24 protein-coding genes and 6 tRNA genes are annotated in these 23,713 nt (G+C 72.6%); 22 read left to right on the top strand and 8 right to left on the bottom strand.

From position 1 onward, the window contains the following. Nucleotides 1–157 precede the first annotated feature (157 nt). The gene (locus ABD844_RS25150) at nucleotides 158–316 is read right to left on the bottom strand and encodes a hypothetical protein (RefSeq protein WP_344882651.1); all 159 of its coding nucleotides are present in this window, start codon (nucleotides 314–316) and stop codon (nucleotides 158–160) included. 117 nt (nucleotides 317–433) lie between these two features. Beyond that, on the bottom strand, nucleotides 434–1,351 hold the full coding sequence (locus ABD844_RS25145; RefSeq protein ID WP_344882648.1) for an NADP-dependent oxidoreductase: 918 nt from the start codon (nucleotides 1,349–1,351) through the stop codon (nucleotides 434–436). 122 nt (nucleotides 1,352–1,473) lie between these two features. Between ABD844_RS25145 and ABD844_RS25140 the strand changes: the two genes are divergently transcribed. After that, entirely contained in the window at nucleotides 1,474–1,920 is a 447-nt protein-coding gene (locus tag ABD844_RS25140) for a winged helix-turn-helix transcriptional regulator (RefSeq protein ID WP_344882645.1), read from the top strand. A gap of 800 nt (nucleotides 1,921–2,720) precedes the next feature. Here the strand turns inward: ABD844_RS25140 and ABD844_RS25135 are convergent. Then, nucleotides 2,721–3,599 carry an alpha/beta fold hydrolase gene (locus tag ABD844_RS25135; protein WP_344882642.1) on the bottom strand — a complete coding sequence of 293 codons (879 nt, stop codon included), beginning with the start codon at nucleotides 3,597–3,599 and terminating at the stop codon, nucleotides 2,721–2,723. A gap of 111 nt (nucleotides 3,600–3,710) precedes the next feature. On the opposite strand from ABD844_RS25135, the gene ABD844_RS25130 reads away from it, so the two are divergent. Continuing rightward, nucleotides 3,711–5,705: an AfsR/SARP family transcriptional regulator gene (locus ABD844_RS25130; protein WP_344882639.1), complete on the top strand. Its 1,995-nt coding sequence runs from the start codon at nucleotides 3,711–3,713 to the stop codon at nucleotides 5,703–5,705. Here the strand turns inward: ABD844_RS25130 and ABD844_RS25125 are convergent. Then, complete coding sequence (locus tag ABD844_RS25125) at nucleotides 5,687–6,340, bottom strand: ArsR/SmtB family transcription factor (protein ID WP_344882636.1); 654 nt, start codon at nucleotides 6,338–6,340, stop codon at nucleotides 5,687–5,689. The two genes, ABD844_RS25130 and ABD844_RS25125, sit on opposite strands and share 19 nt — an antisense overlap. Nucleotides 6,341–6,498: 158 nt before the next feature. On the opposite strand from ABD844_RS25125, the gene ABD844_RS25120 reads away from it, so the two are divergent. Then, on the top strand, nucleotides 6,499–6,930 hold the full coding sequence (locus tag ABD844_RS25120) for a hypothetical protein (protein WP_344882633.1): 432 nt from the start codon (nucleotides 6,499–6,501) through the stop codon (nucleotides 6,928–6,930). Between the two features lie 92 nt (nucleotides 6,931–7,022). Here the strand turns inward: ABD844_RS25120 and ABD844_RS25115 are convergent, their stop codons facing one another. Together ABD844_RS25115 and ABD844_RS25110 are read right to left on the bottom strand one after the other, a co-directional pair. Continuing rightward, nucleotides 7,023–8,738, bottom strand: a complete 1,716-nt coding sequence (locus tag ABD844_RS25115; protein WP_344882630.1) for an alpha/beta fold hydrolase — start codon at nucleotides 8,736–8,738, stop codon at nucleotides 7,023–7,025. 68 nt (nucleotides 8,739–8,806) lie between these two features. Then, complete coding sequence (locus ABD844_RS25110; protein ID WP_344882628.1) at nucleotides 8,807–9,373, bottom strand: TetR/AcrR family transcriptional regulator; 567 nt, start codon at nucleotides 9,371–9,373, stop codon at nucleotides 8,807–8,809. Between the two features lie 259 nt (nucleotides 9,374–9,632). On the opposite strand from ABD844_RS25110, the gene ABD844_RS25105 reads away from it, so the two are divergent. The 3 genes from ABD844_RS25105 to ABD844_RS25095 all read left to right on the top strand — a co-directional run bounded on the left by ABD844_RS25105 (nucleotide 9,633) and on the right by ABD844_RS25095 (nucleotide 11,554). Beyond that, a complete protein-coding gene (locus ABD844_RS25105; RefSeq protein ID WP_344882625.1) occupies nucleotides 9,633–10,511 on the top strand; it encodes an oxidoreductase in 879 nt (292 codons plus the stop codon). Nucleotides 10,512–10,563: 52 nt separating this feature from the next. Then, entirely contained in the window at nucleotides 10,564–11,070 is a 507-nt protein-coding gene (locus ABD844_RS25100; RefSeq protein ID WP_344882622.1) for a GNAT family N-acetyltransferase, read from the top strand. A gap of 88 nt (nucleotides 11,071–11,158) precedes the next feature. Then, nucleotides 11,159–11,554 (top strand): YciI family protein, encoded by a 396-nt coding sequence (locus ABD844_RS25095; RefSeq protein WP_344882619.1) that lies wholly within the window; start codon nucleotides 11,159–11,161, stop codon nucleotides 11,552–11,554. A gap of 22 nt (nucleotides 11,555–11,576) precedes the next feature. On the opposite strand, the gene ABD844_RS25090 is transcribed toward ABD844_RS25095, so the two are convergent. Beyond that, entirely contained in the window at nucleotides 11,577–12,344 is a 768-nt protein-coding gene (locus ABD844_RS25090; RefSeq protein WP_344882616.1) for a MerR family transcriptional regulator, read from the bottom strand. A 351-nt stretch (nucleotides 12,345–12,695) separates the two neighbouring features. Here ABD844_RS25090 and ABD844_RS25085 point away from each other — a divergent pair. From ABD844_RS25085 to ABD844_RS25030, 12 genes are all read left to right on the top strand, one after another. After that, nucleotides 12,696–12,766, top strand: a tRNA-Ala gene (locus ABD844_RS25085). 3 nt (nucleotides 12,767–12,769) lie between these two features. Continuing rightward, nucleotides 12,770–12,841: transfer RNA gene (locus ABD844_RS25080), tRNA-Gly, on the top strand. Between the two features lie 6 nt (nucleotides 12,842–12,847). Beyond that, nucleotides 12,848–12,920: transfer RNA gene (locus ABD844_RS25075), tRNA-Leu, on the top strand. A gap of 24 nt (nucleotides 12,921–12,944) precedes the next feature. Beyond that, a tRNA-Glu gene (locus tag ABD844_RS25070) sits at nucleotides 12,945–13,017 on the top strand. A gap of 7 nt (nucleotides 13,018–13,024) precedes the next feature. Next, nucleotides 13,025–13,099: transfer RNA gene (locus tag ABD844_RS25065), tRNA-Arg, on the top strand. Nucleotides 13,100–13,152: 53 nt separating this feature from the next. Further along, nucleotides 13,153–13,233: transfer RNA gene (locus ABD844_RS25060), tRNA-Tyr, on the top strand. Between the two features lie 321 nt (nucleotides 13,234–13,554). Beyond that, nucleotides 13,555–14,373: a nitroreductase/quinone reductase family protein gene (locus ABD844_RS25055; RefSeq protein ID WP_344882613.1), complete on the top strand. Its 819-nt coding sequence runs from the start codon at nucleotides 13,555–13,557 to the stop codon at nucleotides 14,371–14,373. Nucleotides 14,374–14,649: 276 nt separating this feature from the next. Beyond that, entirely contained in the window at nucleotides 14,650–15,204 is a 555-nt protein-coding gene (locus tag ABD844_RS25050; protein ID WP_344882610.1) for an RNA polymerase sigma factor, read from the top strand. After that, nucleotides 15,204–16,043: a hypothetical protein gene (locus tag ABD844_RS25045; RefSeq protein WP_344882607.1), complete on the top strand. Its 840-nt coding sequence runs from the start codon at nucleotides 15,204–15,206 to the stop codon at nucleotides 16,041–16,043. The genes ABD844_RS25050 and ABD844_RS25045 overlap by 1 nt, the downstream gene beginning before the upstream one ends. Before the next feature lie 211 nt (nucleotides 16,044–16,254). Beyond that, on the top strand, nucleotides 16,255–17,631 hold the full coding sequence (locus tag ABD844_RS25040; RefSeq protein ID WP_344882604.1) for a hypothetical protein: 1,377 nt from the start codon (nucleotides 16,255–16,257) through the stop codon (nucleotides 17,629–17,631). Then, on the top strand, nucleotides 17,628–18,194 hold the full coding sequence (locus ABD844_RS25035) for a helix-turn-helix domain-containing protein (RefSeq protein ID WP_344882601.1): 567 nt from the start codon (nucleotides 17,628–17,630) through the stop codon (nucleotides 18,192–18,194). Before ABD844_RS25040 ends, ABD844_RS25035 begins: the two co-directional genes overlap by 4 nt. A gap of 48 nt (nucleotides 18,195–18,242) precedes the next feature. Next, nucleotides 18,243–18,809 (top strand): GNAT family N-acetyltransferase, encoded by a 567-nt coding sequence (locus ABD844_RS25030; RefSeq protein WP_344882598.1) that lies wholly within the window; start codon nucleotides 18,243–18,245, stop codon nucleotides 18,807–18,809. Here the strand turns inward: ABD844_RS25030 and ABD844_RS25025 are convergent. Beyond that, nucleotides 18,793–19,641, bottom strand: coding sequence for a MurR/RpiR family transcriptional regulator (locus tag ABD844_RS25025; protein WP_344882595.1), 849 nt, complete (start codon nucleotides 19,639–19,641; stop codon nucleotides 18,793–18,795). The two genes, ABD844_RS25030 and ABD844_RS25025, sit on opposite strands and share 17 nt — an antisense overlap. 63 nt (nucleotides 19,642–19,704) lie before the next feature. On the opposite strand from ABD844_RS25025, the gene thrC reads away from it, so the two are divergent. The 4 genes from thrC to ABD844_RS25005 all read left to right on the top strand — a co-directional run. Continuing rightward, nucleotides 19,705–20,769, top strand: coding sequence for a threonine synthase (gene thrC, locus ABD844_RS25020; RefSeq protein ID WP_344882592.1), 1,065 nt, complete (start codon nucleotides 19,705–19,707; stop codon nucleotides 20,767–20,769). A gap of 324 nt (nucleotides 20,770–21,093) precedes the next feature. Continuing rightward, the gene (locus ABD844_RS25015; protein WP_344882590.1) at nucleotides 21,094–21,705 is read left to right on the top strand and encodes a biotin transporter BioY; all 612 of its coding nucleotides are present in this window, start codon (nucleotides 21,094–21,096) and stop codon (nucleotides 21,703–21,705) included. A 7-nt stretch (nucleotides 21,706–21,712) separates the two neighbouring features. After that, nucleotides 21,713–23,104 (top strand): class I adenylate-forming enzyme family protein, encoded by a 1,392-nt coding sequence (locus ABD844_RS25010; protein WP_344882587.1) that lies wholly within the window; start codon nucleotides 21,713–21,715, stop codon nucleotides 23,102–23,104. A 1-nt stretch (nucleotide 23,105) separates the two neighbouring features. Then, nucleotides 23,106–23,713: thiolase family protein (locus tag ABD844_RS25005; RefSeq protein ID WP_344882584.1), on the top strand; the 608-nt coding region annotated here is incomplete at its 3' end.

The following is a 23,713-nucleotide window of genomic DNA, read 5'->3' as shown; positions in this document are numbered from 1 at the left end:
CACCTCACCCATCCGAAGCTGGACCAGTTACCCGGCCAAGGTTGCGTGACGGGCCACTAGCGCCGCCTTCGGGCAGGTGGCGAGCATGTCGCGGAGGGCTTCTTCTCCTTCTTCGTGATCGTCAGGCCGGCTCTTGGTGCAGGCCCGGATCGTCGCGTCACCCGAACTCCTTCCTGGCGGGCTTCCACTGATCCGGTGTCCTGCTGCCCTTGTCCCGGCTGGCCTTCTTGCCGACGGCGAGCATGCTGGAGTGGACGAGGTCCACGCCCTTCACCGAGAGCCGCCGCCCCCGTACAAGGGCAGTGGAACGGAACATAGGGCTCCCCGAAATCCCAGCGAGTTGGTCAGGGCTCGAACACGTGGCGTCCGCGTACTTCACGGTTGAGCGACAGGGCCGGAACGTACGGCTCCCGCCGAATTCCGGGCGAGCTGGTCAGGGTTTGAGCACGTAGCGTCCGCGGGCTCCGCCCTTGGCCATGGCGCGGTGGGCCTCGGCGATCTGGTCCAGCGGCATGACCGCGTGCACGCGGGCGGGCAGCTCACCCGACGCGGTGCGGGCGAGCAGGTCGCCGAGTCGAGCGCCGTCGGGATGCGCGACCACGACGTGCACGGTGACCCCGCGCTCCGCGGTCGGTTCGGCGCTCGGCTGGACGCCGACGAAGACCCCGCCGTCGCGGACCAGGGCGAGGCCCCTCTCCTGCAGCGCCGCACCGTCGGCGACCGCGTCCCAGCCCGGCTCCGCGTTCGTGGTGAACTCGGCGCCCAGGCCACGGACGAACTCCTCGTCCCCGGCTCTGGCCAGACCGGTCACCTGCCAGCCGCGGTCCTGCGCGAGCGAGACGACGTACCCGCCGACCGCGCCGGCCGCCCCGGTCACCAGCAACCGGCTGCCGTCGCTGGGGGCGTCACCGAGCAGATCGACGAGTTGGGCGGCGGCCAGCCCGTTGAGCGGCACCGTCGACGCCGCGATCAGGTCCAGCCCGTCGGGGACGACGGCGATGTCGGGGGCCCGTACGACGAGTTGTTCGGCGTGGGTGCCGAAGTCACGGTCGAAGCCGTCGACCAGCCCGGCGACCCGGGTGCCGGTGCTCAGGTCCACGCCGGGGCCGGTGGCGACGACGGTCCCGGAGAAGTCCCAGCCCAGGCCGGTGCGTTCGGGCTGGTTGATCAGGCCCATGGCGTGGAAGATACCGCGGGCGACCCCGAGGTCGACGGGGTTGACCGACGCGGCGGCGACCGTCACCCGGACCTCGCCGGGCCCTGGCTCGACGACGGGGACGTCGATGATCTCAATCGAGTCGGGGCCTGTCGGGGTGCGGATGGCGGCCATCCGGAAAGTAGAGTTGCTCATGGTTTCGCTCCTCATGGCTGGTGTTCGCCGATTGACCTGCTTCACTATGGGCAGATAGCTCTCCAGCGGGAAGTAGGCACCCAGAAGTGCGTAGGTCACCCGCCGGTAGGAAGGAGCGGTCTATGCCGACACGGACGGCGGCCCAGAAGCGGGCGCAGGCGAAGGGGGACTACGACGCGTTCCTGGCGAACTGCCCCAGCCGCCAATTGCTCGACCGGATCTCCGACAAGTGGGTCGCGCTGATCCTGGCCGCGCTCGGCAGCGACGGCCCGCATCAACCAGGGTCCGACTGCGCCGCCGGTGAGCCTCGATCGATGCGCTACTCCGAGCTGGCCCGCAGGCTGGCCGGGGTCAGCCAGAAGATGCTCACCCAGACGCTGCGCTCCCTTGAGCGCGACGGGCTGGTCACCCGCACGGTGACGCCGACGGTGCCGGTCACGGTCACGTACGAGCTGACCGCCCTCGGCCTCTCGCTCCACCACGTGATTCTCGGCGTCAAGGTGTGGGCCGAAGCGCACATGGACGAGGTGCTCGCCAACCGCGACGAGTACGACGCCCACCTCGACTGAACGCTCACCACCCCACCGGTCATGACCGCCCCCGCAGCACCTTCCCCGTTTTCGGCTCAGGGCGGCCATGAACCAAAGACATTTGACAGCGAAACGCTGGCGCCAGCGCCCGCAGGGCCGAAATGACATCTCGCATGACCGATATTGACAAGAGATTGACAGCGATGTTGTTCGCTGGTTGTGTGATGATTGTCGGCATCGCAGAAGGAAACGCCGCCCCGGTGGCCGCGCACAGTCGCGGCCACCGTGTCCAGCGGGAATCCACGATCAGCTCTTCTGGTCGGGGGAGTACCTGCGACAACGGGCGTCCTCCAGCAGGAAGAGCCGCGATCAGCGCTGGGGCGACTGGGCGAGGCGACGGATACGGCAGGGCAAGAGGGCCAGAGAAAACGCGGCCACCCCGAAATTCCTGGACCTGGAAAAGCGAGCCGAACTCGCCATCGACACCACGGCCCGGCATCTGACCCGGTTGCGCGCACTCGCCGCCCCCACGGATGCGCGACGCATTTCGTACTTCGGCTCACGTTCGCCTGGAGCGGCAAATGTAAGACCCCAGAGGAAAAGGCGCTCTGCGCGGAGGTCGACTGGTATCTGCTGATCGAAGAGAGTCGCGGCAGTAGCGGTAGGGAGTGCGGTCGAGATTCCCGGCTCGGCCTCTGTGGCCAGGACGGCCCTCCGCTCCCGAACGCGCCCCCAGCAGGTCCGTCCAGGTGTGTGATCGGCTCTGGCCCGTAATCGGTGATGGCGCGGGCCGTCGCAGGCATCGACCAAAGGTGTTGAAGCCGCCGAGAACAGAGGGTTCAGCGGGCCAGCAGGTCCCGGATCGCCGCCGCGATCTCGTCGGGTGCCTCCTCGGCCATGAAGTGCCCCGCTCGGGTCAGTCGGTGGTCCAGGTCCGGCGCCCACGCCTTCCACACCGCGGCAGCGTCGTAGCCAAGCTGCGAGCCCCAGTCCTGCTGGACGACCGTCACGGGCATGGCCAGTTGCGACCCTGCGTCCAGGTCCGCCTGGTCGTGCGTGACGTCGATCCCCGCCGAGGCCCGGTAGTCCGCGACGATCGACATCACCGCCGCGGCGCTTGCCCGCAGGTATTCGGCACGCACCTCCTCCGGTACGGCGCTCGGGTCGTTGGCCCAGGTGTCGAGGAACGAGCCGAAGAACGTGTCCGCGCTGTTGGCGATCAACACCTCCGGCAGGCCCGGCGGCTGCGCCATCAGGAAGAGGTGGTAGCCGACCGCCGCCGAAACGCCGTGCAGAACGTCCCACATGTCGAGGGTCGGCACGATGTCGAGGATGCCCAGGTGCGTGATGGTCTCCGGGTGGTCCAACCCCGCCCGGAAGGCGACCAGGGCGCCCCGGTCGTGGCCGACGAGGGCAAAGCGTTCGTGGCCGAGCGCCGCCGCCAGGGTCACGACGTCGGCGGCCATCGTGCGTTTGGCGTACACATCGGGATCGGTGGCCGCCGGCTTGTCGCTGGCGCCGTAGCCCCGCAGGTCAGGACAGATCATCGTGTGCTCGCCGGAGAGCCGCTCGGCAACGTGCCGCCACATCAGGTGGGTCTGGGGGAAACCGTGCAACAGCACGACCGGGGTGCCGCTGCCGCCGACAGCGGCAGCCAGCTCCACACCGTTCGCACCGGGCAGGCGGAGGTGATCGAAACCGGGAATGGTGAGCGTCATGAAGGGCCGTCCTTTCGGGCCGGGGACTGTCCGGATCAGCCTGGACGACGCCGATCAGCAGCCAATCAGTACGGTTGAGCACAGCCGACCCCCGGCATACAGGATGGGGACATGCGAATCGACGTGCTCGGTGCCGTACGAGCCCTCCGCGACGACGGCAGCCCGATCGACCTGGGCGGGCCCCGCCATCGTGAGGTGCTCGCCCGGCTCGTCGCCGCCGAGGGACGGATGGTCACCACCGACACCCTCGTCGACGACCTGTGGAACGATCCACCGGCCCGAGCCGTGGGCGCTTTGCGGACGTTCGTCGCCGCGCTGCGCCGCGCTCTCGAACCCGACCGGCCGCCCCGCGATCCGCCGCGCGTCATCGTCACCGAAGGTCCCGGCTACGCGCTGCGCCTGCCGCGTGAGGACGTGGACGTCCATCGGTTCGAGGACACCCTGGCCCGCGCCCGGCGCGACCCCGACACGGTGACCGACCTCGGCGCGGCGCTCGCGGCCTGGCGCGGACCCGCCTACGCCGATGTGCCCGGCTCCGCATGGGCGCAGCGCGAGCGGACCCGGCTGGAGGAACTGAGGTTGGAGGGGGTGGAACTGCGCGCCCGCATCCTCCTCGACCACGGCGAAGGGGACGATCTCGTCGCCGAACTGGGTGCCCACGTCGCCGAGCATCCGTGGCGCGAGCCGGCCTGGGGCCTGCTGGCCCGCGCGCTGTATCGTGCGGGCCGCCAGGCCGACGCGCTGGCCTCCCTCCGCCGCGCCCGCGCGATGCTCGTCGATCAACTCGGACTCGACCCGAGTGCCGAACTCCAGCGGCTGGAAACGGACATCCTCAACAGGTCAGCGCCCCTCGAAGGCACACGTACCGCGTGGACCGGCCCCGGCGTCCGGCTCGGCCCGCGCACCACCGTGGACCTGGCCCGCACCCTCGCACTGGCGGGTGGCGACGCGCTCGTCCACTCGCGGCGCGACCGCCTCGCCGCAGTCCAGGCGGCGGAACGTACGGGAGACCTCTCCCTGACCGCCCGGGTCATCGGCGCCTACGACGTGCCCGCCATCTGGAGCCGGGCCGACGACCCTGAGCAGTCCCGCGCCGTCGTCGCGGCCGCCGAGCGCACGCTCACCGCGCTCGGCCCCGATGGCCCCGCCGACCTGTCCGCCCGCCTCCTGGCCACGATCGCCGTCGAGAGCCGCAGCGCCGATCTGTCCAGGGCCGATCTGTCCGGGGCCGACCTGTCCGGGGCCGAGCTGAGGCGCGCGCAGCAGGCGGCACGGCAGGCCGAGGCGCTGGCACGGGACCTCGCCGACCCCGCCCTGCTGGCCTTCGCCCTCAACGGGGTGTTCCTGCAGTCCTTCACCCGCCCCGGGCTGGCAGCAGTACGGGACGGGATCGGCGCCGAGATCCTCGACCTGGCCACCCGGCACGAGCTGCCGAACTTCGCCGTGCTCGGCCGGCTCATCCGCCTGCAATCCGCCTCGGCCCTCGGCGACCTCGACGCCGCAGCCTCGCACGCCAGGGCCGCCGAACAGCTCGCCGCCGCCACCGAGGCGCCCCTCGTCTTCGTCCTCACGCGATGGTTCCAGGCCCGGACCGCGGCCGCCCGCAGCACCGAACCGGGCGGACCGACCGCCGCCACGGCCGCGGCGCACTACCGCGCTGCCGAGAACGCCCTCCGGACGGCCGGAATGCCGGGGTTGCACCGTGGCCTGTTCCCGCTCGCCCTCCTGGGGCTGCGTCTGCTGCACGACCGGCCCGCGCCCACTGACCCCGACCTCGACTGGGGCCCGTACCGGCCTTGGGCGCTACCCCTCGTGCTGCTCGCCCAGGACCGGGTCGAGGAGGCCCGTACCGCCCTCGCCGCGGTGCCCGAACCGGCGCGTGACCACATGCAGGAGGCCATGTGGTGCCTGACCGCCCGCGCGGCCGTACACCTCGGCGAGCGCGAAATCGCCGCACACGCTGCGGCTTCCCTGCGCGATGCCGGTGCAGAACACGCCGGCGCCGCCAGCGGAATGCTGACCCTGGGCCCGGTGGCGCTGTACTCGGCAGAGGCGGAGTCCTGCGCAGGAGCACTGCCGCGCAGCGGTTACCAGCCTCCCCGGTGAACACCCTGATCGCCGGATCCCACTCCTGGTCGCTCCGTGAGGCCGGTGTCCTGAAGATGCTGCGCGTCATCGTTCGGTCCCCGTCTGCTCCTCACCGCGACATCGCTCGGGTACGTTTCCCGGCCGCCGTTGAGCAACAGTGCACCGAGGGGCGTGAGGGTGTGGCGGACGGCGTTACGGTGACGGGTGGTGGCGATCAGACCGGCCTCTCGTAGCACGGTGGCGTGCTGACTGGCGCCGGCCGGGGAGATGCCCAGGTGGCGGGCGATCTGTCCGGTGCCGCGACCCTCGGCGACGGCTTCCAGCACCGCCGCTCTGGTCGGGCCGAGCAGCGCGGCCAGCCGGTGATGGGCCGGCGGTCGCGGTGACGTCCACAGGGACAGCGCCGTACCGGGATCGGGAGACGTCGGCAGCACCAGGGTCAGGGGTCCGTGCCGGTCGGCGGGGACCAGCATGCTCAGGTCTTGAGCGAACGCCGACACCACGATGTCCAGGCCGCGTCCGCCCAGGTGGACCTCCCGCTCCGGCCCCGGGAACGGGACGTCGAGGTGGGGTGGACGCCACCGGTCGCGGGTCCGCCGCCGCTGATCGAGGTGCCGGAATATGCCTGCGACAAGCGCCAGATGTCCGGTCAATGTCCGGGTGCCGACCCTGGTGGCAATGCCGCGAAGAATGTGAAGGTGCTCGTACGGCCCACAGGCCGCGAGCAGGCCGGGTCATGCGACGGTCCTGCGTGTTCACGTCGAGCACTGGAGGAGAAATGAGAAAGAGGCGCCTGCGTACGGGGGTCGCCTTGGCGGCGATCGTAGGCAGCCAGATGATCACCGGATTGGCCGGCCCAGCACATGCGGCGAGCCAGGCGGAGTGCGTAGGGGGCGCGAACGGCTTCCGCGACATCTCCGACAGCGCCAGCGGTATCAAGCAGGTCTACAAGCAGGACGATTCCAGGACCGTGGAAATCAATATCCAGACCGTCGTCCTCGGGCACGAAACCACGTCGCGCGGCTTCGCCAAGATCCAGGGCCAGACCCGGTCGGGTGATCTGATCTGGATGGACTGGACTCGCGACCACGGCAGGACCTGGATTCAGTGCGGCCCGTTCACCATCACCGCCAACGGCCAGACCAAGACCAGCGCGGCCCAGTCCACCAGCAGCGACGATGCCTGGCGGTTCCGCGCGGGCGGTGTCATCCGCGGCAAGCTGTACGTCACCGACTGGTGGTGACCACCAGCGCGCCGAAGAGCCCCACCTGTTACGAGTCCGGAGGGCGATGTCCCCCGGATCGTGAGATCCATACAGAAGGGGCAGGGAGCGCGTCACACAGCAGCCTGCCCCTTCCCTGCGCGAACGGTGATGGCGGCGGCGACGGCCTCGGGGTGGGTGAGCTGGGGATAGTGTCCGGCGCCGTCGATCGTGGTCACCGGACGATCCACCGCCACGGTCAGCGGGTCGGCCGAACCTGCGACGAGTTCCACGGGCACGTCCAGGCCGTCCAGGGCACGGCGCAGGTCGTGGCGGTCGGCGTGCAGGGCACGCAGCGCGGCGACGGCCCGGCGGGCCTGGCCGGGACGGGAGAAGGGGGCCGCCACGGCGCCTTCCGGCAGGCCCAGCAGGCGGGCCAGCCGGGCGGGCGGCGTACGCCGCAGCACGGCCGCCGCGCCCCCGGACCGCAGCGGCCACGGCGACGGGGCCTGCAGCACGGCGGGCGCGAAGAGCACCAGCCGGGCCAGGCGCTCCGGATGGGCGGCGGCGAAACGGATGGCCGGGCCGCAGGCCAGCGAGTGCGCGACGAGCACCGGACGGGTCTCCGCCGAGCGCAACAGGTCGGCCAGCCACTCCTCCAGGGGGCGGTGCCCGGGTCCCGACCCGCCCAGCCCCGGGAGGTCGGCCGCCAGGACGGGGCCGTCCAGCCGGTCGGCGACCTGCGCCCAGGAGCCGGAGTCGAGGGGCAGGCCGTACAGCAGCACGTGGGCCGGTCGTACGCGCTCCCCGGTGACCCAGGTGGCGGTGCCCGCCACTTGTTGGTAGCCGTAAGGGCGCGGGGGTGCGGCGATCGCGCCGAAGCGGGCCGCCACCAGGTCGTCGGCCCAGGCTCGGAGTGTGGGCTCGATCGGGGGCCGCCGCAGGCCGATGCGTTCGGCGAAGGCGTCGGCGGGCGCGGTGTCGTACCGGTCGGTGGACAGGAACGACAACGTCTCCGGATCGGCGCCGGTCAGCGCGCGGGGCAGGCGGCGCAGGAGCCCGACCGGGATCGTCCGGCGGGGAGCCCGCACGCCCATGTGCGTGGCGAGCAGTTCGAGGAGATCGGGCAGGACGGGGGTGCGGTCGTCGAGGATCCAGTACGCCTGTCCCTCGGTCCGCTCGTCCCCGGGCAACGCGGCCAGGAAGGCGGCGAGGTAACCGACGTCCACCACGGGGACGAACACCTCACGCCCGCCAGGCACGGCGGGCAGCCGTCCGTGCCACAGGTCCGACACCACCGACGCCAGCCCCAGGAACTGCCCCTGCCCGATCGCCGTGGCCGGGTTGGCGATGGTCAGCGGGATGCCGCGCTCGCGGGCGCGCGCCCGCACAGCCGCGTCCCCCTCCTTCTTGGACGCCTCGTACGCGCCCAGCCCGCGGTAGTCGGGCGGCCCGCCGCCGGGCCCGCTCACCCGGTAGCCGCTGAGGTGCACGACCCGGCGCAGGCTCTTCAGGTCGGCGGCCCAGTCGAGGACGTTCAGGGCCCCGGTCACGTTCGCGGCCCTGGCCTCGGCGACGCTCAGGCCGAACGCGAAGCGCGCCGCGCAGTTGTGGACGTCGCGCACGTCGTCCAGGCCGGTCGCGGGGAGGCCGAGGCCGGGACGGGTGATGTCGGCCCGTACGACGCTCAGCCCGTCCAGGGGAACGCCCTGGCCGGTGAGCCACGCGGTCAGCCGGTCGCCGTCGCCGCGGACGGCGGCCTCGTCCGCCCGGCCGCGGCGCAGGAGCTCGGCCACGAGGCAGCGCCCGATGAATCCGGCGGCCCCGAAGACGATCGAGTCGGGTGGCATGGACAACTCCTCAAAATAGATCGATCTACATATTTCTTGGGCACGCGGAACCCCGCGCCTCCTCGGATTCAGCCGCCGAGCAGGATCGGGATCCGCCGGGCCACGCGGTCGAGCGGCTCGCGGTCGCGACGCGCCCTGGCCAGCAGGAGCGCCCCCTCGACCAGGGCGAGCACGGTGGTGGCGAGATCGTCGGCGTCGGCCTGCCCGTCGGCGGCCAGCCGGTCGCGCAGGGCGCGCTCCCAGGTGTCGTACACCTCGGCGCAGACCTGCTGGAGCACGTCGTTCGAGGCCGCCAGCTCCAGGGCGACGGTCGCGACCGGGCAGCCCTTGCGCCAGCCGGAGCCTTCGAGCCGGTCGCCGAGCAGCCGGAGCATCCCGGTGACCAGGCCGGTCGCGTCGGGGGCGGTGGCGGTGAGGTCGCGCACCGCCTGGCCGATCTCCCGCCCGGCCCGTCGCAGCGCCTCGGCCACCAACTGGTCCTTGCCGCCGGGGAAGTGGAAGTAGAGCGAGCCCCTGGGCATGCCGCTGGCCGCGATCACCTGGTTGAGCCCCGCGCCGAAGTAGCCGCCGGTCTCGATCAGCTCTTGGGTCGCGTCGAGCAGCCGCCCGCGCGTCTCGTCACCTTTCCGTCCCATGCCAGAAAAAGTAGACCGGTCTGCCTATTTTCGCAACCGGGGAAACCGGGAGACGGCACACCTCGCCGGAGGGCGGCGGTTCAGCCCGGTTCCCGGGGACTGATAAAGTGTTCTACGACGTTCAAGCCTCTTCGGCCGGTTTCGCTCCGGCCGGGGAGGCTTTTTTCATGCCCGCGTCCGGGCGTGCGGGCCGACGACCGGCGACCTTTCTCTTCCTCGGTCGTTCCTTCGATGACCGCGATTACCGCGAGGAGCACGTATGACCATGCAGACGAGCACGTGGCGGCTCGGCGACCTGACCGTCAACCGGATCGGGTTCGGCGCGATGCGCCTGACCGGCCGGGCGGCCTTCGGCGCCGCCGCCTCCCGTGACCGCGATGGGGCGATCGCGGTGTTGCGGCGCGCGATCGAGCTGGGGGTCGACCACATCGACACGGCCGCGTTCTACTTCTCGGGGGAGCTGGCGGCCAACGAGCTGATCAGGCAGGCGCTGGCTCCGTACCCGGACGTGCTGGTCATCGCCACGAAGGTGTGGCCGGGCAGGGACGCGTCGGGCGAGTGGCACTGGGCCACGCCCGAGCAGTTGCGCGGCCAGGTCGAGGACAACCTGCGCGGGCTCGGCCGCGACCACCTCGACGTGGTCAACCTCCGCGTCCCGCCGAGCCTGCGCGGCGGCTCGATCGCCGAGCACTTCACCGCCCTGGCCGAGTTGCGTGACGCCGGGCTCGTCCGCCACCTCGGGGTCTCCAACGTCACGCTGGAGCAGTTGACGCAGGCCCAGTCCATCGCGCCGGTCGTGTGCGTGCAGAACGCCTTCGGCCTCGGCGCGCCCGCCCGCGAACGCGAGCTGCTGCGCGTCTGCGGCGAGCGGGGCATCGCGTTCGTGCCGTTCTTCGCGATCGCCGGGTCCGGGCGGGAGTCGGGCGCCGCAGCGTCCGAGCACGAGAGCGTGCTGGCCGTGGCGCGGGCGCACGGGGTGTCGCCCGCCCAGGTACGCCTGGCCTGGACGCTCCGGCAGGGGCCACACGTCCTGGCCATCCCGGGCACCGGCGACCTCGCGCACCTCGCCGAGAACGTCGCGGCCGCAGACCTGCGGCTCACCGACGACGAGACGGACCGCCTCCAGGCCCTGAGCTAGGCGGGTCGCCGCTGTTTGACCCCTTTGCCGGTGCTGCAGTAGTACTGGTCGGATGATCGAGCTACGCGCGTTCGAACCCGCCGACGCCGCCACGATCGTCTCCTGGATCGACGGCCTGGACACGCTGGTCACCTGGTCCGGCAGCGTCGGCTTCACCTGGCCCTTCGACGCCGGCCAACTGCTCGGCTTCCAGGCCGCCAACCCCACGCGCCGTTTCCTGGTGGCGGCCGACGCCGCCGGGAGCCCGGTGGGAAGCCTCACGCTGCGTCCGGACTCCGATCATTCCGTACGCCTGGGCCTGGTCCTGGTGTCCCCGGCCGCCCGTGGCAGGGGACACGGCCGGGCCATGGTCGAGGCGGCCCTCGGCACCGCGTTCGCCGACCCGGGGGTGCCGCGGGTCACCCTGGGCGTCTTCGCCCACAACGGCGGGGCCAGGCGCCTGTACGAGCGGCTGGGCTTCCGCCAGGAGAGCGTCGACGAGCGGGTCACCCAGGTCGGCGATCAGTGGTGGTCGTTGGTGTCGATGAGCCTGTCCCGCGAGACGTGGCGCGGGGAGTAGGCCGGTACGTCGAAACCGGCTCTTCGGCTCCGACCCGTGCTTGAGTCGCCCGATCCGGGGCACCGCGAAGGGTGAGGAGCCGAACGCCATGAAGTACCTGCTGATGATCTACACCAACCCGCGGACCTGGGGTCACCCGTCGTTCCTGCGCGCCGCGGAGGCCGAGACGATGTCGCAGGACGAGCACGAGGAGATGAGCGAGCAGTTCGAGGCGCTGATGAAGGAGATCGTGGAGTCGGGCGAGCTGGTCGGCGGTGAGGCGCTGGCCGCCCCGGTGCACACCAGGACCGTACGCGTGCGCGAGGGAACGCCGGTCACCACCGACGGCCCGTACGTCGAGGCCAAGGAACAGCTCGCGGGCTTCTTCGTGGTCGACTGCGAGAGCCCGGAGCGCGCGTACGAGATCGCCGCCCGGTTCCCTGACGCCAGGTTCGCGGCCGTGGAGGTGCACCCGATCATGAACCTGTCGGCCCAGGAGATGTGACGGCGTCCGAGAGGGGCCGTCGTCACCAGGAGCGTACGCGGGCGGCGATGAGCCGGATGGCCCGGCGTACCACCTCGGCCTGCGCCGGGGCCAGCCCGTCGAGGAAGGGCTCGACCATCTCCGGATCCCACCGGGCGCCCGGGCCGAGATCGGCCAGCACGTGCTCCATGCTGTAGTCGGCCAGCACCTCGGCGAGCGGCCCGACGCGCGGGTCGCCGGGCTCGGCCTCGGCCAGTTCGTCGAGCCCGCGGTAGAACTCGTGCCCGCGCGCCCGCGTGTCAGGGTCGGTGGCCAGCCCGTCGAACATGGCCAGCACCCGCCCCCGATCGCCCGCGCCGGGCACGCTGTCCATCAGCACGAGCAGGTCGCGGTCCCAGGCCGCCGCCCTCGACGCGGGCACGTCGATGATCCGCAGGAAGGCCAGCAGGTCGGGCGAGGCGGTGTCGTCGAGGCCGAGCGAGCCGTCCTCGGCCCGCTGCAGCACCTCGGCGAGGCGGGCCCGCTTCAGCCGGATCTCCCGCTCCTGCGCGGCCAGGTCGGCGTCGATCTCGGCGAGGATCTCGGGCAGCGCCCTGGAACGGTCGTCGTCGATGACGTCGCGCGCCTCGTCGAGGCTCAGCCCCAGCTCGACCAGCCGGCGGACGCGGGCCAGGGCGACGGCGTCGCGCATGCCGTATTCGCGGTAGCCGTTGGCCAGGCGCGGCGGCTCCGGCAGCACGCCCTGATGGTGGTAGTGCCGCACCGTCCGGGTGGACACCCCGAGCAGCGCGGCCAGCTCTCCGATCCGCATGCCTCCACGTTATGACGTTGACGTGGCGTCAGGGTCAAATCAGGGCCGCCGTGGCTGAAACCCCGCGGGATTCTCACACGTCGAATAAATGAGTGGCACGGCCGCCGTGCCTACCATTACCGTCGACCATGTCGAAACACGGGAGGCGGGCCCGAATCCGCCACCCACCAGATCCAGGGAAAGGCCAGTCATGCAGATCGCAGCCGCCGCACGCGAGTCGGAACGGCGTCTTTATCGCCGCGCCGAGGCGCTCGGTCGCGCGCTGCCGGGGGAGGCTTCCGGATAATCCTCGCAACGGATTCATCCGAGGCCGCCGGGCACCTCCTGGCGGCCTTTTCCTTGTCATTCGAAGGGCTGATGGTGAAAAGGCATCACACCTGCCTTGCAAGCAGGAGTTCGGGTTTCGAGATCCCGTCGGTCCACGTGCCGCAGAAGCCGAACCGGTAAGGCAGCCGGCCTCCAACCGGCAGGACGGGGTTCGAGTCCCCGCTGCGGCTTTCCACGCGTCCGTGGCCCAATGGCAGAGGCACCGGCCTAAGGAGCCGGACGGTGCGGGTTCGAATCCCGCCGGACGTACGAACTCTCCCGGGAGGGAGACGTGCCCCGTTGGTCTAGTGGTAAGGACGCCCGGCTTTCACCCGGGAGATCGCCGGTTCGAATCCGGTACGGGGTATTTCACCGGCCCTATAGCTCAATGGACAGAGCGCCGGCCTACGAAGCCGGGTCACGTGCAGGTTCGAATCCTGCTGGGGCCACTGCCGGGTAGTTCCCGGATGGGCTGCGGTCATCGCCGCGGCCATTGTTTCGCGCGCGAGCTGGGCACATGGTGAGCCCACCCGGCGGTAAACCGGACGCTTCGGCTGTGGCGGTTCGACTCCGTCCTCGCGCACCGGACAAGCACCGGACAAGCACCGGACAAGCAACGAACCGCACCGTGCCGCCGCGCGGCTTGACAGGCGCGGTGCGATGTGGGCGTAATGACCGTCGCGTCGCGTGTCGCCGGCCGGGAGGACGACGGGGGCATGGAGGCGCTCGATCAAAGGGGATGACGCCATGGCTACTCACACCATCGGTCGTGCCTGAGCACACCGCCCCCGTGCGTCATCCCATGCCTGCGGCGGTGTCGTAAGAGCATCCGCGCGCCTCGGCATGCCCGTGCGGGGTTTTCCAGGTCATCGGACACCCACCACGCCAGGAGCCAGAGCTCAGCATGCCCAACAACTTCAACCAGCAGATCATCGACGAATTCCGTGCCAACCGGGGCCAGGTCGGCGGCCCGTTCGAGGGAGCCCGGCTGCTCCTGCTGACCACCGTCGGCGCCAGGACCGGCGCCATGCACACGACGCCGCTCGGCTACCTGCCCGACGGCGACCGTCTCCTCGTCATCGCCTCGGCCGGGGGCGCGCCGTCGCATCCGTCCTGGTACCACAACCTGCGCGCCAACCCGCAGGTCACCGTCGAGGACGGCATCTTCACCTACCAGGCCAAGGCGGTCGTGCTCGAGGGCGAGGAACGGGATCGGCTGTTCGCCCGCGCCGTCGAGACGGACCCCGGCTGGGGCCGCTACCAGGAAAGCTCCGGACGCGTCCTGCCGGTGGTGGCGCTGCTGCCGATCGACGCCGGTCCGCCCGCCGGGCCCCTGGGCGACGCGCTGATCACCATCCACGACGCCTTCCGCCGGGAGCTGGCCCTGATCCGCAGGGAGGTGGCCGCGTCCGGGCCGCGTGTGGCCGCGCAGCTCCGCGTCACCTGCCTGACGATGTGCCAGGGGCTGCACGTGCACCACTCGCACGAGGACGCCGGAATGTTCCCCGCCCTGGAGGGCCGCTATCCGGAGCTGGCCGAGGTGATGGCACGGCTGCGCGCCGAGCACGAGGTGGTCGCGCGGCTGCTCGGCGAGCTGAAGGCGCTGCTCGCCGACGACGACGTCGCACCGGAGGACCTGCGCGCCGGGGTGGACCGGCTCACCCGCGAGCTGGAGGCCCACCTGGACTACGAGGAGGAGCAGCTCGTACCGCTGCTGAACTGAGCGACGGCGGGGTGCCGCTGTGACAACGCGGACAGGTGGGACGTATCCTGGAACGGCGTCCGGGCCCGGCGCCACACCTCACCCACCTGCTCCGCTCGCTTTCCCATGCCGACGGCGGCGGGTCGCCGGTTGCCCCGGGTACGAGCTGCCGTGCGTCGCGGTGACGGGCCCGCGCGATCGGCGATTCTGCGATTCGCGCAAATTGGGGTGAAACGCTGCGGCGGTTCCGGACAGGTACACGGTGTCGGGTCCGCCGGATTGAGAGCAGGCAACAGCGTGACACTCCATGATCGCAAACAGCGCTTCGAGGAGATCTACGTTGCCAACTACGCCGACATACTGGCCTACATCCGGCGGCGTACGGACTCTCACGACGACGCCGCCGACGCGCTCGCCGAGACTTTCACCACGGCCTGGCGTCGCCTCGACGACGTGCCCGGGGGACACGACGCGCGCCTGTGGTTGTTCGGCGTGGCCCGCCGCGTGCTGGCCAACGGCCGCCGGGCCGAGTCCCGCCGCAGCGAGCTGGTGGAGCGGCTGGGCGCCCAGCTCGCCCTCTGGGCGGAGTCGGCCGAGCCGCCCGACGACCTCGACGGCGTACGCGAGGCGTACGCGCGCCTGAGCGACGACGACCGCGAGGTCCTCGCGCTGGCCGGGTGGGAGGGGCTGGGCTCCGACGAGATCGCCACGGTGCTCGGCTGCTCGTCAGGCGCCGCCCGGTTACGGCTGCACCGGGCCCGCAAACGCCTGGCCAGGCAGTTGCAGACCGCGGGGCTCGACGTGACCCGCATCGGCCTGCGCGCCGTCGCGCTGACGAAGGGGGCGCTGTGATGCACGACCTCGACCGCCTGGTGGCCGGCATCGCACCCGATCCCGGGCCCGGCCTGACCCCGCTGGCCGGGGACCTGCTGGAGGAGATCACCGCGCTCCCCGTCCCTCCGCCGCGGGCCGCGCGCCGCCGCTGGTTCGCCGTGCCGAGACCCCGCCGGTGGGCGGCCGTCCCGGTGCTGGCCCTGCTGACCGCTCTGCTGTCGTTCGGCGTCGCCCAGGCTCCGGCCTCCGCCGCGCTGGACATCGAACGCGACGGCGACCACTACGTGATCACGGTCAAGGACCTGATGGCCGAGCCCAATGTGTATGAGAGGGAGCTGCGGGCCCGTGGCCTGGACATCACGCTCCGGCTCTGGCCGACCTCCGCGAGCCTGACCGGTCAGATGTTCGTGCTCAACGACATGGACCGGCTCAGGGCCGGGAAACCGGTGCCCGCGGAGGGGCCGATCACGACCATCGACTCCCCGCAGCCCTGTCCTCGGTGGGGCGGCTGCCCGATCGGCCTGAGGGTGCCGGTCGACTTCGCCAGGCGAGCCGAGGTCGTGCTCGGCCGGCGGGCCGCTCCCGGCGAGCAGTACCAGATGCCGCCCGGCGTCGCCATGCCCGGCGAGCCCCTGTACTGCGTGGACTTCGTCAACCGGAGCGTCGCCGAGGTCACCACGATGTTGCGCGAGCGCGACGTGAGGGCGAGCTACACCTCGGCGGGACAGGACCTGCGGTGGTCCGCCCCCGACGACTGGCGCGTCCACGACGGCGTGATGAGCGCCGACGGCCTGGCCCTCCTCCTGATCGGCCCCGAACCCACCACCACTGAGCGGCCGCCCGACCGTACCTGCTGACGGGGCCGGTCCGGGGCGCGGCGAGGGTTCGGCCGTGCCCCGGACCGCCGCCGACGCGCGCCCGTAGCCGTGCCGGTGCGCGCCCCCTGCCGCCGCCTGGCGGGTCGAGCCCGTCGCGCCGTCTCTTCGTGCGCGGCTGAGCCGCCGCTTCACCCACCGCCGTGCGTTCTGTTTCGCATGCGCGGATTTCCCGCCGACGATCGGATCTTCCGTGCTCACAGACCTCCGGACGGCGCTGCCCGCGCCGCGCCGTCTCGCCGCCCTCGCGGACCACCGCGTCTTCGCCGTGCTGCTCGTGGTGGCCGCCGCCCTTCGGGTGGTGACGATGCTCGGCTACCGGCCCGCCACCCTCTACTGGTACGACTCCTACACCTACCTCGACACCGCAGTGCACCTGGCGCCCTCGGCGACGTTCCACCCCATCGGCTACCCGCTGCTGTTGCGGGCACTGCTGCCGTTCCACAGCGTGGAACTGATCGTGGCCGTGCAGCACACCCTGGGCCTGGCCATCGGGATCATGCTCTACGCGGTGCTGCGCCGCAGGTCGCTGCCGGGGTGGGCGGCATCGGTGGCCACCGTGCCGCAACTGCTCGACGCCTCGTTCCTGCGGCTGGAGCACGGGGTCCTGTCCGACACGCTGTTCATCTTCCTGGTCGTGGCCGGGCTGAGCGTGCTGCTGTGGTCGCCGCGGCCGTCGGTGCGCGCGTTCACGGGGGCGGGCCTGCTGTTCGCGGCGGCGGCGCTCACCCGGACGATCGCGCTGCCGCTGTTCCTGCTCGTCGTGCTCGTGCTGGCCGTCCAGCGGGTGGGTGTGCGCCGCCTGGCCGCGCTGTCGCTGGCCGGGGCGTTGCCGCTGGCCGGGTACGCCGCCTGGTACGCCCAGCACCACGGCCGCTTCGCCCTCAGCGGCGCCGACGGGGTCGCCCTGTGGGCGCGCACGATGACGTTCGCCGACTGCGCCCGCATCCAGCCGCCGCCCGAGCTGGCCCCGCTGTGCCCCAACGGCACCCGCGTGGACGCCGCCTCCGAATACGTCTGGGCCGCCGACGCCTCGCTCAACCGGCTGCCCGGCGACCGCTTCTCGCACAACGACCTGGCCCGCGAGTTCGCGATCGGCGCGATCCTGGCCCAGCCGCTTGACTATCTGGGCAACGTCATCCGCGACACGTCCATCGCCTTCTCCTGGACCCCGATCCCGCACCCCGACCGCACCACGCCCGCCTTCGGCTTCCGGCACGGCGTGTGGGGGCTGCCCGAGCAGCCGCTGGTGGACAAGGTGAAACGGGAGTACGACCCGGACATCCGGGCCCAGTCGTCGGTCTCGCCGTACGCCGACTTCCTCATCGCCTACCAGTACCCCGCCTACCTGCGCGGCCCGCTGCTGGGCGCGATCCTGCTGCTCGGAGCGGCCGGGGCGGTGCTGCGCCCGCGTACGGCGCTGCTGCCGTGGGCGGTCGCGATGGGGCTGCTGGTCGGCCCGGTCATGGTCCTGGACTTCGACCACCGGTACGTGCTGCCCGTGATCCCCGTCGCCTGTCTGGCCGCCGCGCTGGCGCTTCCCAGATTTGGGATAGGATCCCGTATGTGAGACAGACGGATGACGTGGAGTCCAGGCTCGCCGATCGGCTGGCCGCGTTGCGCGTCGAGCGGGGCTGGTCGCTGGATGAGCTGGCGGGCCGTTCCGGGATCAGCCGCTCGACGCTGTCGCGGCTGGAGCGCGGCGAGATCAGCCCCACCGCGGCGCTGCTGGGCAAGCTGTGCGAGGTGCACGGCCGTACGATGTCGCGGCTGCTGGCCGAGGTGGAGTCGCAGGCGCCGCAGCTCGTGAGCGCCGCCGCGCAGCCGGTGTGGCGTGACGAGGAGTCGGGGTTCGTCCGCCGCTCGGTGTCACCGCCCCACCTCGGGCTGCGCGGCGAGGTGGTCGAGGGCACTCTCAGGCCGGGGGCCGACATCGCCTACGACGCGCCGCCCGTGCCGGGGCTGGAGCAGCACATCTGGGTCCTGGAGGGGGCGGTGGAGATCACCGCGGACGGTCGCACGCACACCGTGCGGGCCGGTGACTGCCTGCGGTTCCGTCTGTGGGGAGCCTCCCGTTTCCGCTGCCCCGGCCCGGCCCCGGTCCGGTACGCGGTCTTCGTCGTCCTGCCCTGAGCCGTGTCCGGTCCCGAGCCGTCGGCCGTCACCCCTGGAGGGAAGTCCATGCACGCCATCGCCCGCCTGTCCGCAGAGGAGTTCGGCACCTGCGTCAAGGAGCTGGCCGACCTCCTGGTCGACGCCGTCGACGACGGTGCCTCGGTGGGGTTCGTGACGCCGTTCGGCCATGAGGCGGCCGAGGCGTGGTGGCGCGCGCAGGCCCCCGCCGTGGCAGCGGGCGACCTGCTCGTGTGGGTCTGCCGCGCCGACGGCGCCCTGACCGGCAGCGCGACCGGCAGCGCGATCGGGGTCGTCGGCCTCGTACGCGCGGGCAAGCCCAACGCCCGCCACCGCGGCGAGATCGTCAAGCTCATGGTCCGCCGTGACGCCCGCGGCCGGGGCCTGTCGCGCGCCCTGCTGGCCACCGCCGAGCAGGCCGCGCTGGAGACCGGCGTCGACCTACTGCTCCTCGACACCGAGACCGGCAGCACGGCCGAGCACGTCTATCTCACCGGCGGCTGGACCCGTTACGGCATCGTCCCCGGCTACGCGGGCTCCCCGGACGGCACCCCGCGCGACTGCAGCTTCTTCTACAAACGCCTGACCACCCGAGAGGTCACAGGCTCTGCGTGAGCGCGTCGAGCTCGGCCAGCCGCCGGGCGGGCGACAGGCGGGCGGCCACGGCGACGAGCAGCAGCTCGGTCACGGCGATCTCGTGCGCGAGCGGCGCGATCGGCCCCGCGGCCTCACGCGGCAGGCTGACCAGCACCTCGGCCAGGGCGGCGAGCGGTGAGCCCCAGGCGTCGGTGACGAGCACCACGCGGGCGCCCCGGCCGTGCGCGGCCCGGACGAAACGTTCGGTGGCGGGGGAGTAACGGCGGAAGTCGTAGGCCACCACCACGTCGGACGCGCCCAGATCCAGCACGGTACGCGCACGGGCGGCGGCCGGCCCCGGCACCCGGTGCGCGCCGGGACGCAGGCTGGCGAGCTGCCGGACCAGATATTCGGCGGCCAGCTCGCTCAGCGGCCCGCCCAGCGCCCACACGCTCCCGGCCTCCGACAGCAACGCGGCCACCTGCGCGCCGAGCTGCCCGGAGACGACGGCCAGCGCCCCGTCCAGCCCGGTACGCAACTCCTCGGCCGCCCGCGACACCTCCTCTCCCGCCGACGCGCCGGGCGAGGAGGCGGTGGAGCCGGGCGCGCTGACGTACTCCAGCAGTCGCGAACGATCGCGCTCCCCGTCCCGCACGGCGGCCTGGAAGGCGGCGAAACCGGCGAACCCCAGCCGGTCGAACAGCCGCGAGGCCGTCGGCGGGCTCACCCCCGCCCGCTCGGCCAGCGCCCGCAGCGACCCCAGCGCCGCGAACGGATAGTCGTCGAGCAGCACCCGCACCACCGCCCGCTCCCCGGCGGGCAGCTCCGCGTAGACGGCGCCGAGCCGGGCTGTTATCGCGTCGTTCTCCACCTGACAAATGTTACATCATCTGCCGGTTGACCTCTTTAACGAAACAGATGTTACGTTGCCTGCATGACAACGTGGCATGGCTTGATCGACAGTCCGTACCGGCGCTGGTTGCCGGTCACCTCCTCCACCCCGTCCGTCTCGCTCAACGAGGGCAACACCCCGCTGCTGCGCTCCGAGCACCTGTCCGGCCTCACCGGGTGCGAGGTCTGGCTCAAGGTCGAGGGCGCCAACCCGACGGGCTCGTTCAAGGACCGGGGCATGACGGTGGCGGTCAGCCGGGCGGCGGAGGCGGGCGCCGAGACCGTCCTGTGCGCCTCGACCGGCAACACCAGCGCCTCTGCCGCCGCCTACGCCGCCCGCGCGGGGTTGGGCGCCGCCGTACTGGTGCCCAAGGGGCAGGTGACGCCGGCCAAGCTGAGCCAGGCCGTACGGTACGGCGCCGAGATCGTCGAGGTCGGCGGCACCTTCGACGACTGCCTGCGGGTGGCCCGCGAACTGGCCGCCCACCACCCCGTCGCCCTGGTCAACTCGGTGGGCAACGAGCCGCGCCTGGCCGGGCAGCGCACGGTCGCCTACGAGATCGTGGACGCCCTGGGCGGCGCGCCCGACGTGCACTGCCTGCCGGTGGGCAACGGCGGCAACATCACCGCCACCTGGGGCGGCTACCGGGTCTACCGCGAGGCGGGCCGGTCGGCGGCGCTGCCGCGCCTGTGGGGGTTCCAGGCGGCCGGGGCGGCCCCGTTCGTGCGCGGCGTGCCCGTGCCCGAGCCCCGTACGGCGGCCGGGGCGATCAGGATCGGCCACCCGGCCACCTGGGACGGCGCCATCACCGCCCGCGACGAGTCCGGCGGCCTGATCGCCGCGGTGAGCGACGAGCAGATCTTCGCCGCCTACCGCATGCTGGCCCGCCACGACGGCGTCTTCGCCGAGCCCGCCGCGGCGGCCGGGGTGGCGGGCCTGCTCGACCGGCACGCCAGGGGCGAGCTGACACCCGGCCTGCGCGTCGTGATCACGCTCAGCGGCAACGGCCTGAAGGACCTCGACGCCTCCCTGCACGACGGCCACACCACCACCGAGACCTCCGCCGCCACGGCCGACGTGGCCCGCGCCCTGCGCCTGGCCGCCTGACCTTCCCGCACCTCCCAGACGCCTGCCCGACCCGTCCCAGACGCCTGCCCAACCCGGACGACCGGCCTGGCCAGACGACCAGGACCAGCCCAGAACCACCCTCCACCGGCTCTCCGCCCCTGCCCGACCGCGCCCCGACGGCCAAGGACTACGATCCCGGCAGGAACGGATCGCCAAGGCGCTCCCGCCCGCCCGCGTGGCGGGAACGGCGCGAAAGGCCGGTATCGATCGCCCTCAGATGATCGGAGCCAATGTTGTGGGATACCTCCATGCCTGAGCGCGGGCGTCATGGTGTGGGATCGACTCCATGAAGGGATCGGCTCCATGAAGGACGAAGGGAAACAGCGCGGGAAGCTCGCGACGCGGACCCTGGCGAGGGTGGCCGTGTTCGCCGCGCTGATCGCGGTGCTCGGCCTGCCCGGCTCACTGAACGTCTTCGGCAACGCGGTCCCGATCACGTTGCAGACGCTGGGCGTCATGCTGGCGGGGGCCATTCTCGGCTCGTGGCGGGGCGCGCTGGCCGTCGTGGTGCTGCTCGTGCTGGTGGCGGCGGGCCTGCCGCTGCTGGCGGGCGGACGGGGCGGGCTGGGCGCGTTCACTGGGCCGTCGGCCGGGTTCCTGCTCGGCTGGGTCCCCGGCGCGGCGGTGACGGGCTGGCTCGTCGAGCGGGCGGGCCATCGGCCGAGCCTGCCGTGGCTGCTCGTGGCCTGCGTGGTGGGCGGCATCGGGGTGATCTACCTGATCGGCATCCCGGTGCAGGCGTTGGTGACGGGTGCGCCGCTCGGCGCGACGGCCCTGCTGAGCCTCATGTTCCTGCCGGGCGACCTGGCCAAGGCGGTGCTGGCCGCGGTGGTGGCCGGTGGCACGCAGCGGGCCTACCCCGACGCGGTGCCAGCCGTGCACCAGGAGCGCGTACGCACGGGCTGGGGGCGTTGACCTGCCGATGCCCGTAGCCGCACATGTGATGTCGCACGCCGCCACACGCCCCTCGCGGGTGGCGGTGCGCGGCCCCGAGGGCGAGCTGACCTACGCCGAGCTCGCCGACAAGATCGACGGTGCCGCCCGCCACCTGCGCGGACGCGGGATCGGCCCCGGTGCGCTGGCCGCGGTCGGCCTGGCCGACCCGGTCGAGCTGCTCGTCGCCGCGCTGGCGGCCGACCTGGCCGGGGCGACGCCGCTGGTGGGCGGGCACACCTGGGACCGCGAACGGTGGGCAGGGGTCACCGCCCCGCTGCGTCCCGACGTCCTGATCGACCGGCCGCTGCCGCCGGTGCCCGGCCCTCCCGTACGCCGCCGGGCCAGGCCCGAGGATCTGGCGTGGGCCTGCTTCAGCTCGGGCAGCACCGGCCGCCCCCGCGCGATCGTGCGCACCCGGGCGTCGTGGACGGCCTCGTACCCGCAGCTGAACGCGCTGACCGGCATCGGCGCCGACGACGTCGTGCTGGTGCCCGGCCCGCTGGTCTCCTCCCTGTACGCCTTCGCCGCCCTGCACGCGCTGGGCACCGGTGCGACGGCCGTCGTCCCGGGGCGTTGGCCCGGCGGCGCGCTGGCCGCTCACCTGGCCGACGCGACCGTCGTGCACCTGGTGCCGCACCGGCTGCCCGACGTGCTCGAACACCCCGGGTCGCTGCGGGTTGCCGTGGTCGGCGGGGCGGCGCTGACGCCGGGCGCGCGGCAGGCGGCCGATCGGGCCGGGGTGCGGGTGGTGGCGTACTACGGGGCCGCGGAGCTGTCGTTCGTGGCGGTGGACGCCGACGGGGGCGGGCTGCGTCCCTTTCCCGGTGTCGAGATCGAGGTGCGCGACCTGCCGGGCGGGCGGCGCGGAGGGCGGCTGGGCGAGGTGTGGGCGCGCTCGCCCTGGCTGGCCGAGGGCTACCTGGGCGATGCGGCCGGGCCGCTGCGGCGCGACGGCGACGGCTGGGTGAGCGTGGGCGACGTCGCCGAACCGTACCGGGACGGGCAGGTGCTGCGGGTGCGGGGGCGCGGCGACGGGGCGATCCAGACCGGCGGGGCGACCGTCGTGCCCGAGGACGTCGAGGAGGTGCTGCGTCGGGTGCCCGGCGTGGGCGACGTCGTGGTGGTCGGGTCGCCGCATCCGTCGCTGGGCGCGGTGGTGACCGCGATCATCGAGACCGGGATCGGCGAGACCGGGCAGTCCGCGCCGCCGCGCGCGTTGCTGGAGGCCACGGCCCGGTGCGGGCTCGACGTGGCGCAACGGCCGCGCCGCTGGTACGCGGTGCCGAGCCTGCCGCGCACCCCCACCGGCAAGCCCGCGCGGGCAGTGGTGGCGGGCTGGCTGTCCGAAGGCCGCCCCGGCATCAGCCGGCTGTCCTGACATGGGCGACTTCGGCAGGGGCGACTCGGGCCGGCTCGATCCGTGTGCGCCGGTCGTTGTGGCGGCGCGGCGTACGCCGATCGGCACCGCGGGGCACGCCTTCAAGGAGCTGACGGTCGACCGGCTGGCCGCCCCCGTGCTCGCGGCCGTCGCCGCCGAGCTGCCAGGGCGGCGGGTCGACGACGTGGTGCTGGGCAACTGCATGGGCCCGGGCGGCAACGTGGCCCGGGTGTCGGCGCTGGCCGCCGGGCTCGGGCACGAGGTGCCGGGGCTCACGGTGGACCGGCAGTGCGGCAGCGGACTGGCCGCGATCCTGGTGGCCGCCCAGGCGGTACGCGCGGGCGAGGCGGACCTGGTGATCGCCGGAGGGGCCGAGAGCGCCTCGACCGCGCCGCGGCGGACGTTCCTGGGCTCGCAGACCCCCTATGAGCGGGCTCCGTTCGCCCCCGACGGTCACCCCGATCCTGACATGGGCCCGGCGGCCGAGGCGCTGGCGGCGGCGTACGGCATCGGCCGCGACCGCCAGGACGCCTACGCCTGCCGCAGCCACGTCCGCGCCCTGGCCGCCCGTGCGGCGGGCCGGTTCGGAGAGGAGATCGTCCCGGTCGG

Source organism: Nonomuraea antimicrobica, from assembly GCF_039536965.1.
Taxonomy (GTDB): domain Bacteria; phylum Actinomycetota; class Actinomycetes; order Streptosporangiales; family Streptosporangiaceae; genus Nonomuraea; species Nonomuraea antimicrobica.
This window is presented reverse-complemented; position numbering and strand designations above follow the sequence as displayed.

Coding starts and splice junctions, on each gene's coding strand:
- ABD844_RS25150 (WP_344882651.1), bottom strand. CDS start 316: ATGTTCCGTTCCACTGCCCTTGTACGGGGGCGGCGGCTCTCGGTGAAG.
- ABD844_RS25145 (WP_344882648.1), bottom strand. CDS start 1,351: ATGAGCAACTCTACTTTCCGGATGGCCGCCATCCGCACCCCGACAGGC.
- ABD844_RS25140 (WP_344882645.1), top strand. CDS start 1,474: ATGCCGACACGGACGGCGGCCCAGAAGCGGGCGCAGGCGAAGGGGGAC.
- ABD844_RS25135 (WP_344882642.1), bottom strand. CDS start 3,599: ATGACGCTCACCATTCCCGGTTTCGATCACCTCCGCCTGCCCGGTGCG.
- ABD844_RS25130 (WP_344882639.1), top strand. CDS start 3,711: ATGCGAATCGACGTGCTCGGTGCCGTACGAGCCCTCCGCGACGACGGC.
- ABD844_RS25115 (WP_344882630.1), bottom strand. CDS start 8,738: ATGCCACCCGACTCGATCGTCTTCGGGGCCGCCGGATTCATCGGGCGC.
- ABD844_RS25110 (WP_344882628.1), bottom strand. CDS start 9,373: ATGGGACGGAAAGGTGACGAGACGCGCGGGCGGCTGCTCGACGCGACC.
- ABD844_RS25105 (WP_344882625.1), top strand. CDS start 9,633: ATGACCATGCAGACGAGCACGTGGCGGCTCGGCGACCTGACCGTCAAC.
- ABD844_RS25100 (WP_344882622.1), top strand. CDS start 10,564: ATGATCGAGCTACGCGCGTTCGAACCCGCCGACGCCGCCACGATCGTC.
- ABD844_RS25095 (WP_344882619.1), top strand. CDS start 11,159: ATGAAGTACCTGCTGATGATCTACACCAACCCGCGGACCTGGGGTCAC.
- ABD844_RS25090 (WP_344882616.1), bottom strand. CDS start 12,344: ATGCGGATCGGAGAGCTGGCCGCGCTGCTCGGGGTGTCCACCCGGACG.
- ABD844_RS25055 (WP_344882613.1), top strand. CDS start 13,555: ATGCCCAACAACTTCAACCAGCAGATCATCGACGAATTCCGTGCCAAC.
- ABD844_RS25045 (WP_344882607.1), top strand. CDS start 15,204: ATGCACGACCTCGACCGCCTGGTGGCCGGCATCGCACCCGATCCCGGG.
- ABD844_RS25030 (WP_344882598.1), top strand. CDS start 18,243: ATGCACGCCATCGCCCGCCTGTCCGCAGAGGAGTTCGGCACCTGCGTC.
- thrC (WP_344882592.1), top strand. CDS start 19,705: ATGACAACGTGGCATGGCTTGATCGACAGTCCGTACCGGCGCTGGTTG.
- ABD844_RS25015 (WP_344882590.1), top strand. CDS start 21,094: ATGAAGGACGAAGGGAAACAGCGCGGGAAGCTCGCGACGCGGACCCTG.
- ABD844_RS25010 (WP_344882587.1), top strand. CDS start 21,713: ATGCCCGTAGCCGCACATGTGATGTCGCACGCCGCCACACGCCCCTCG.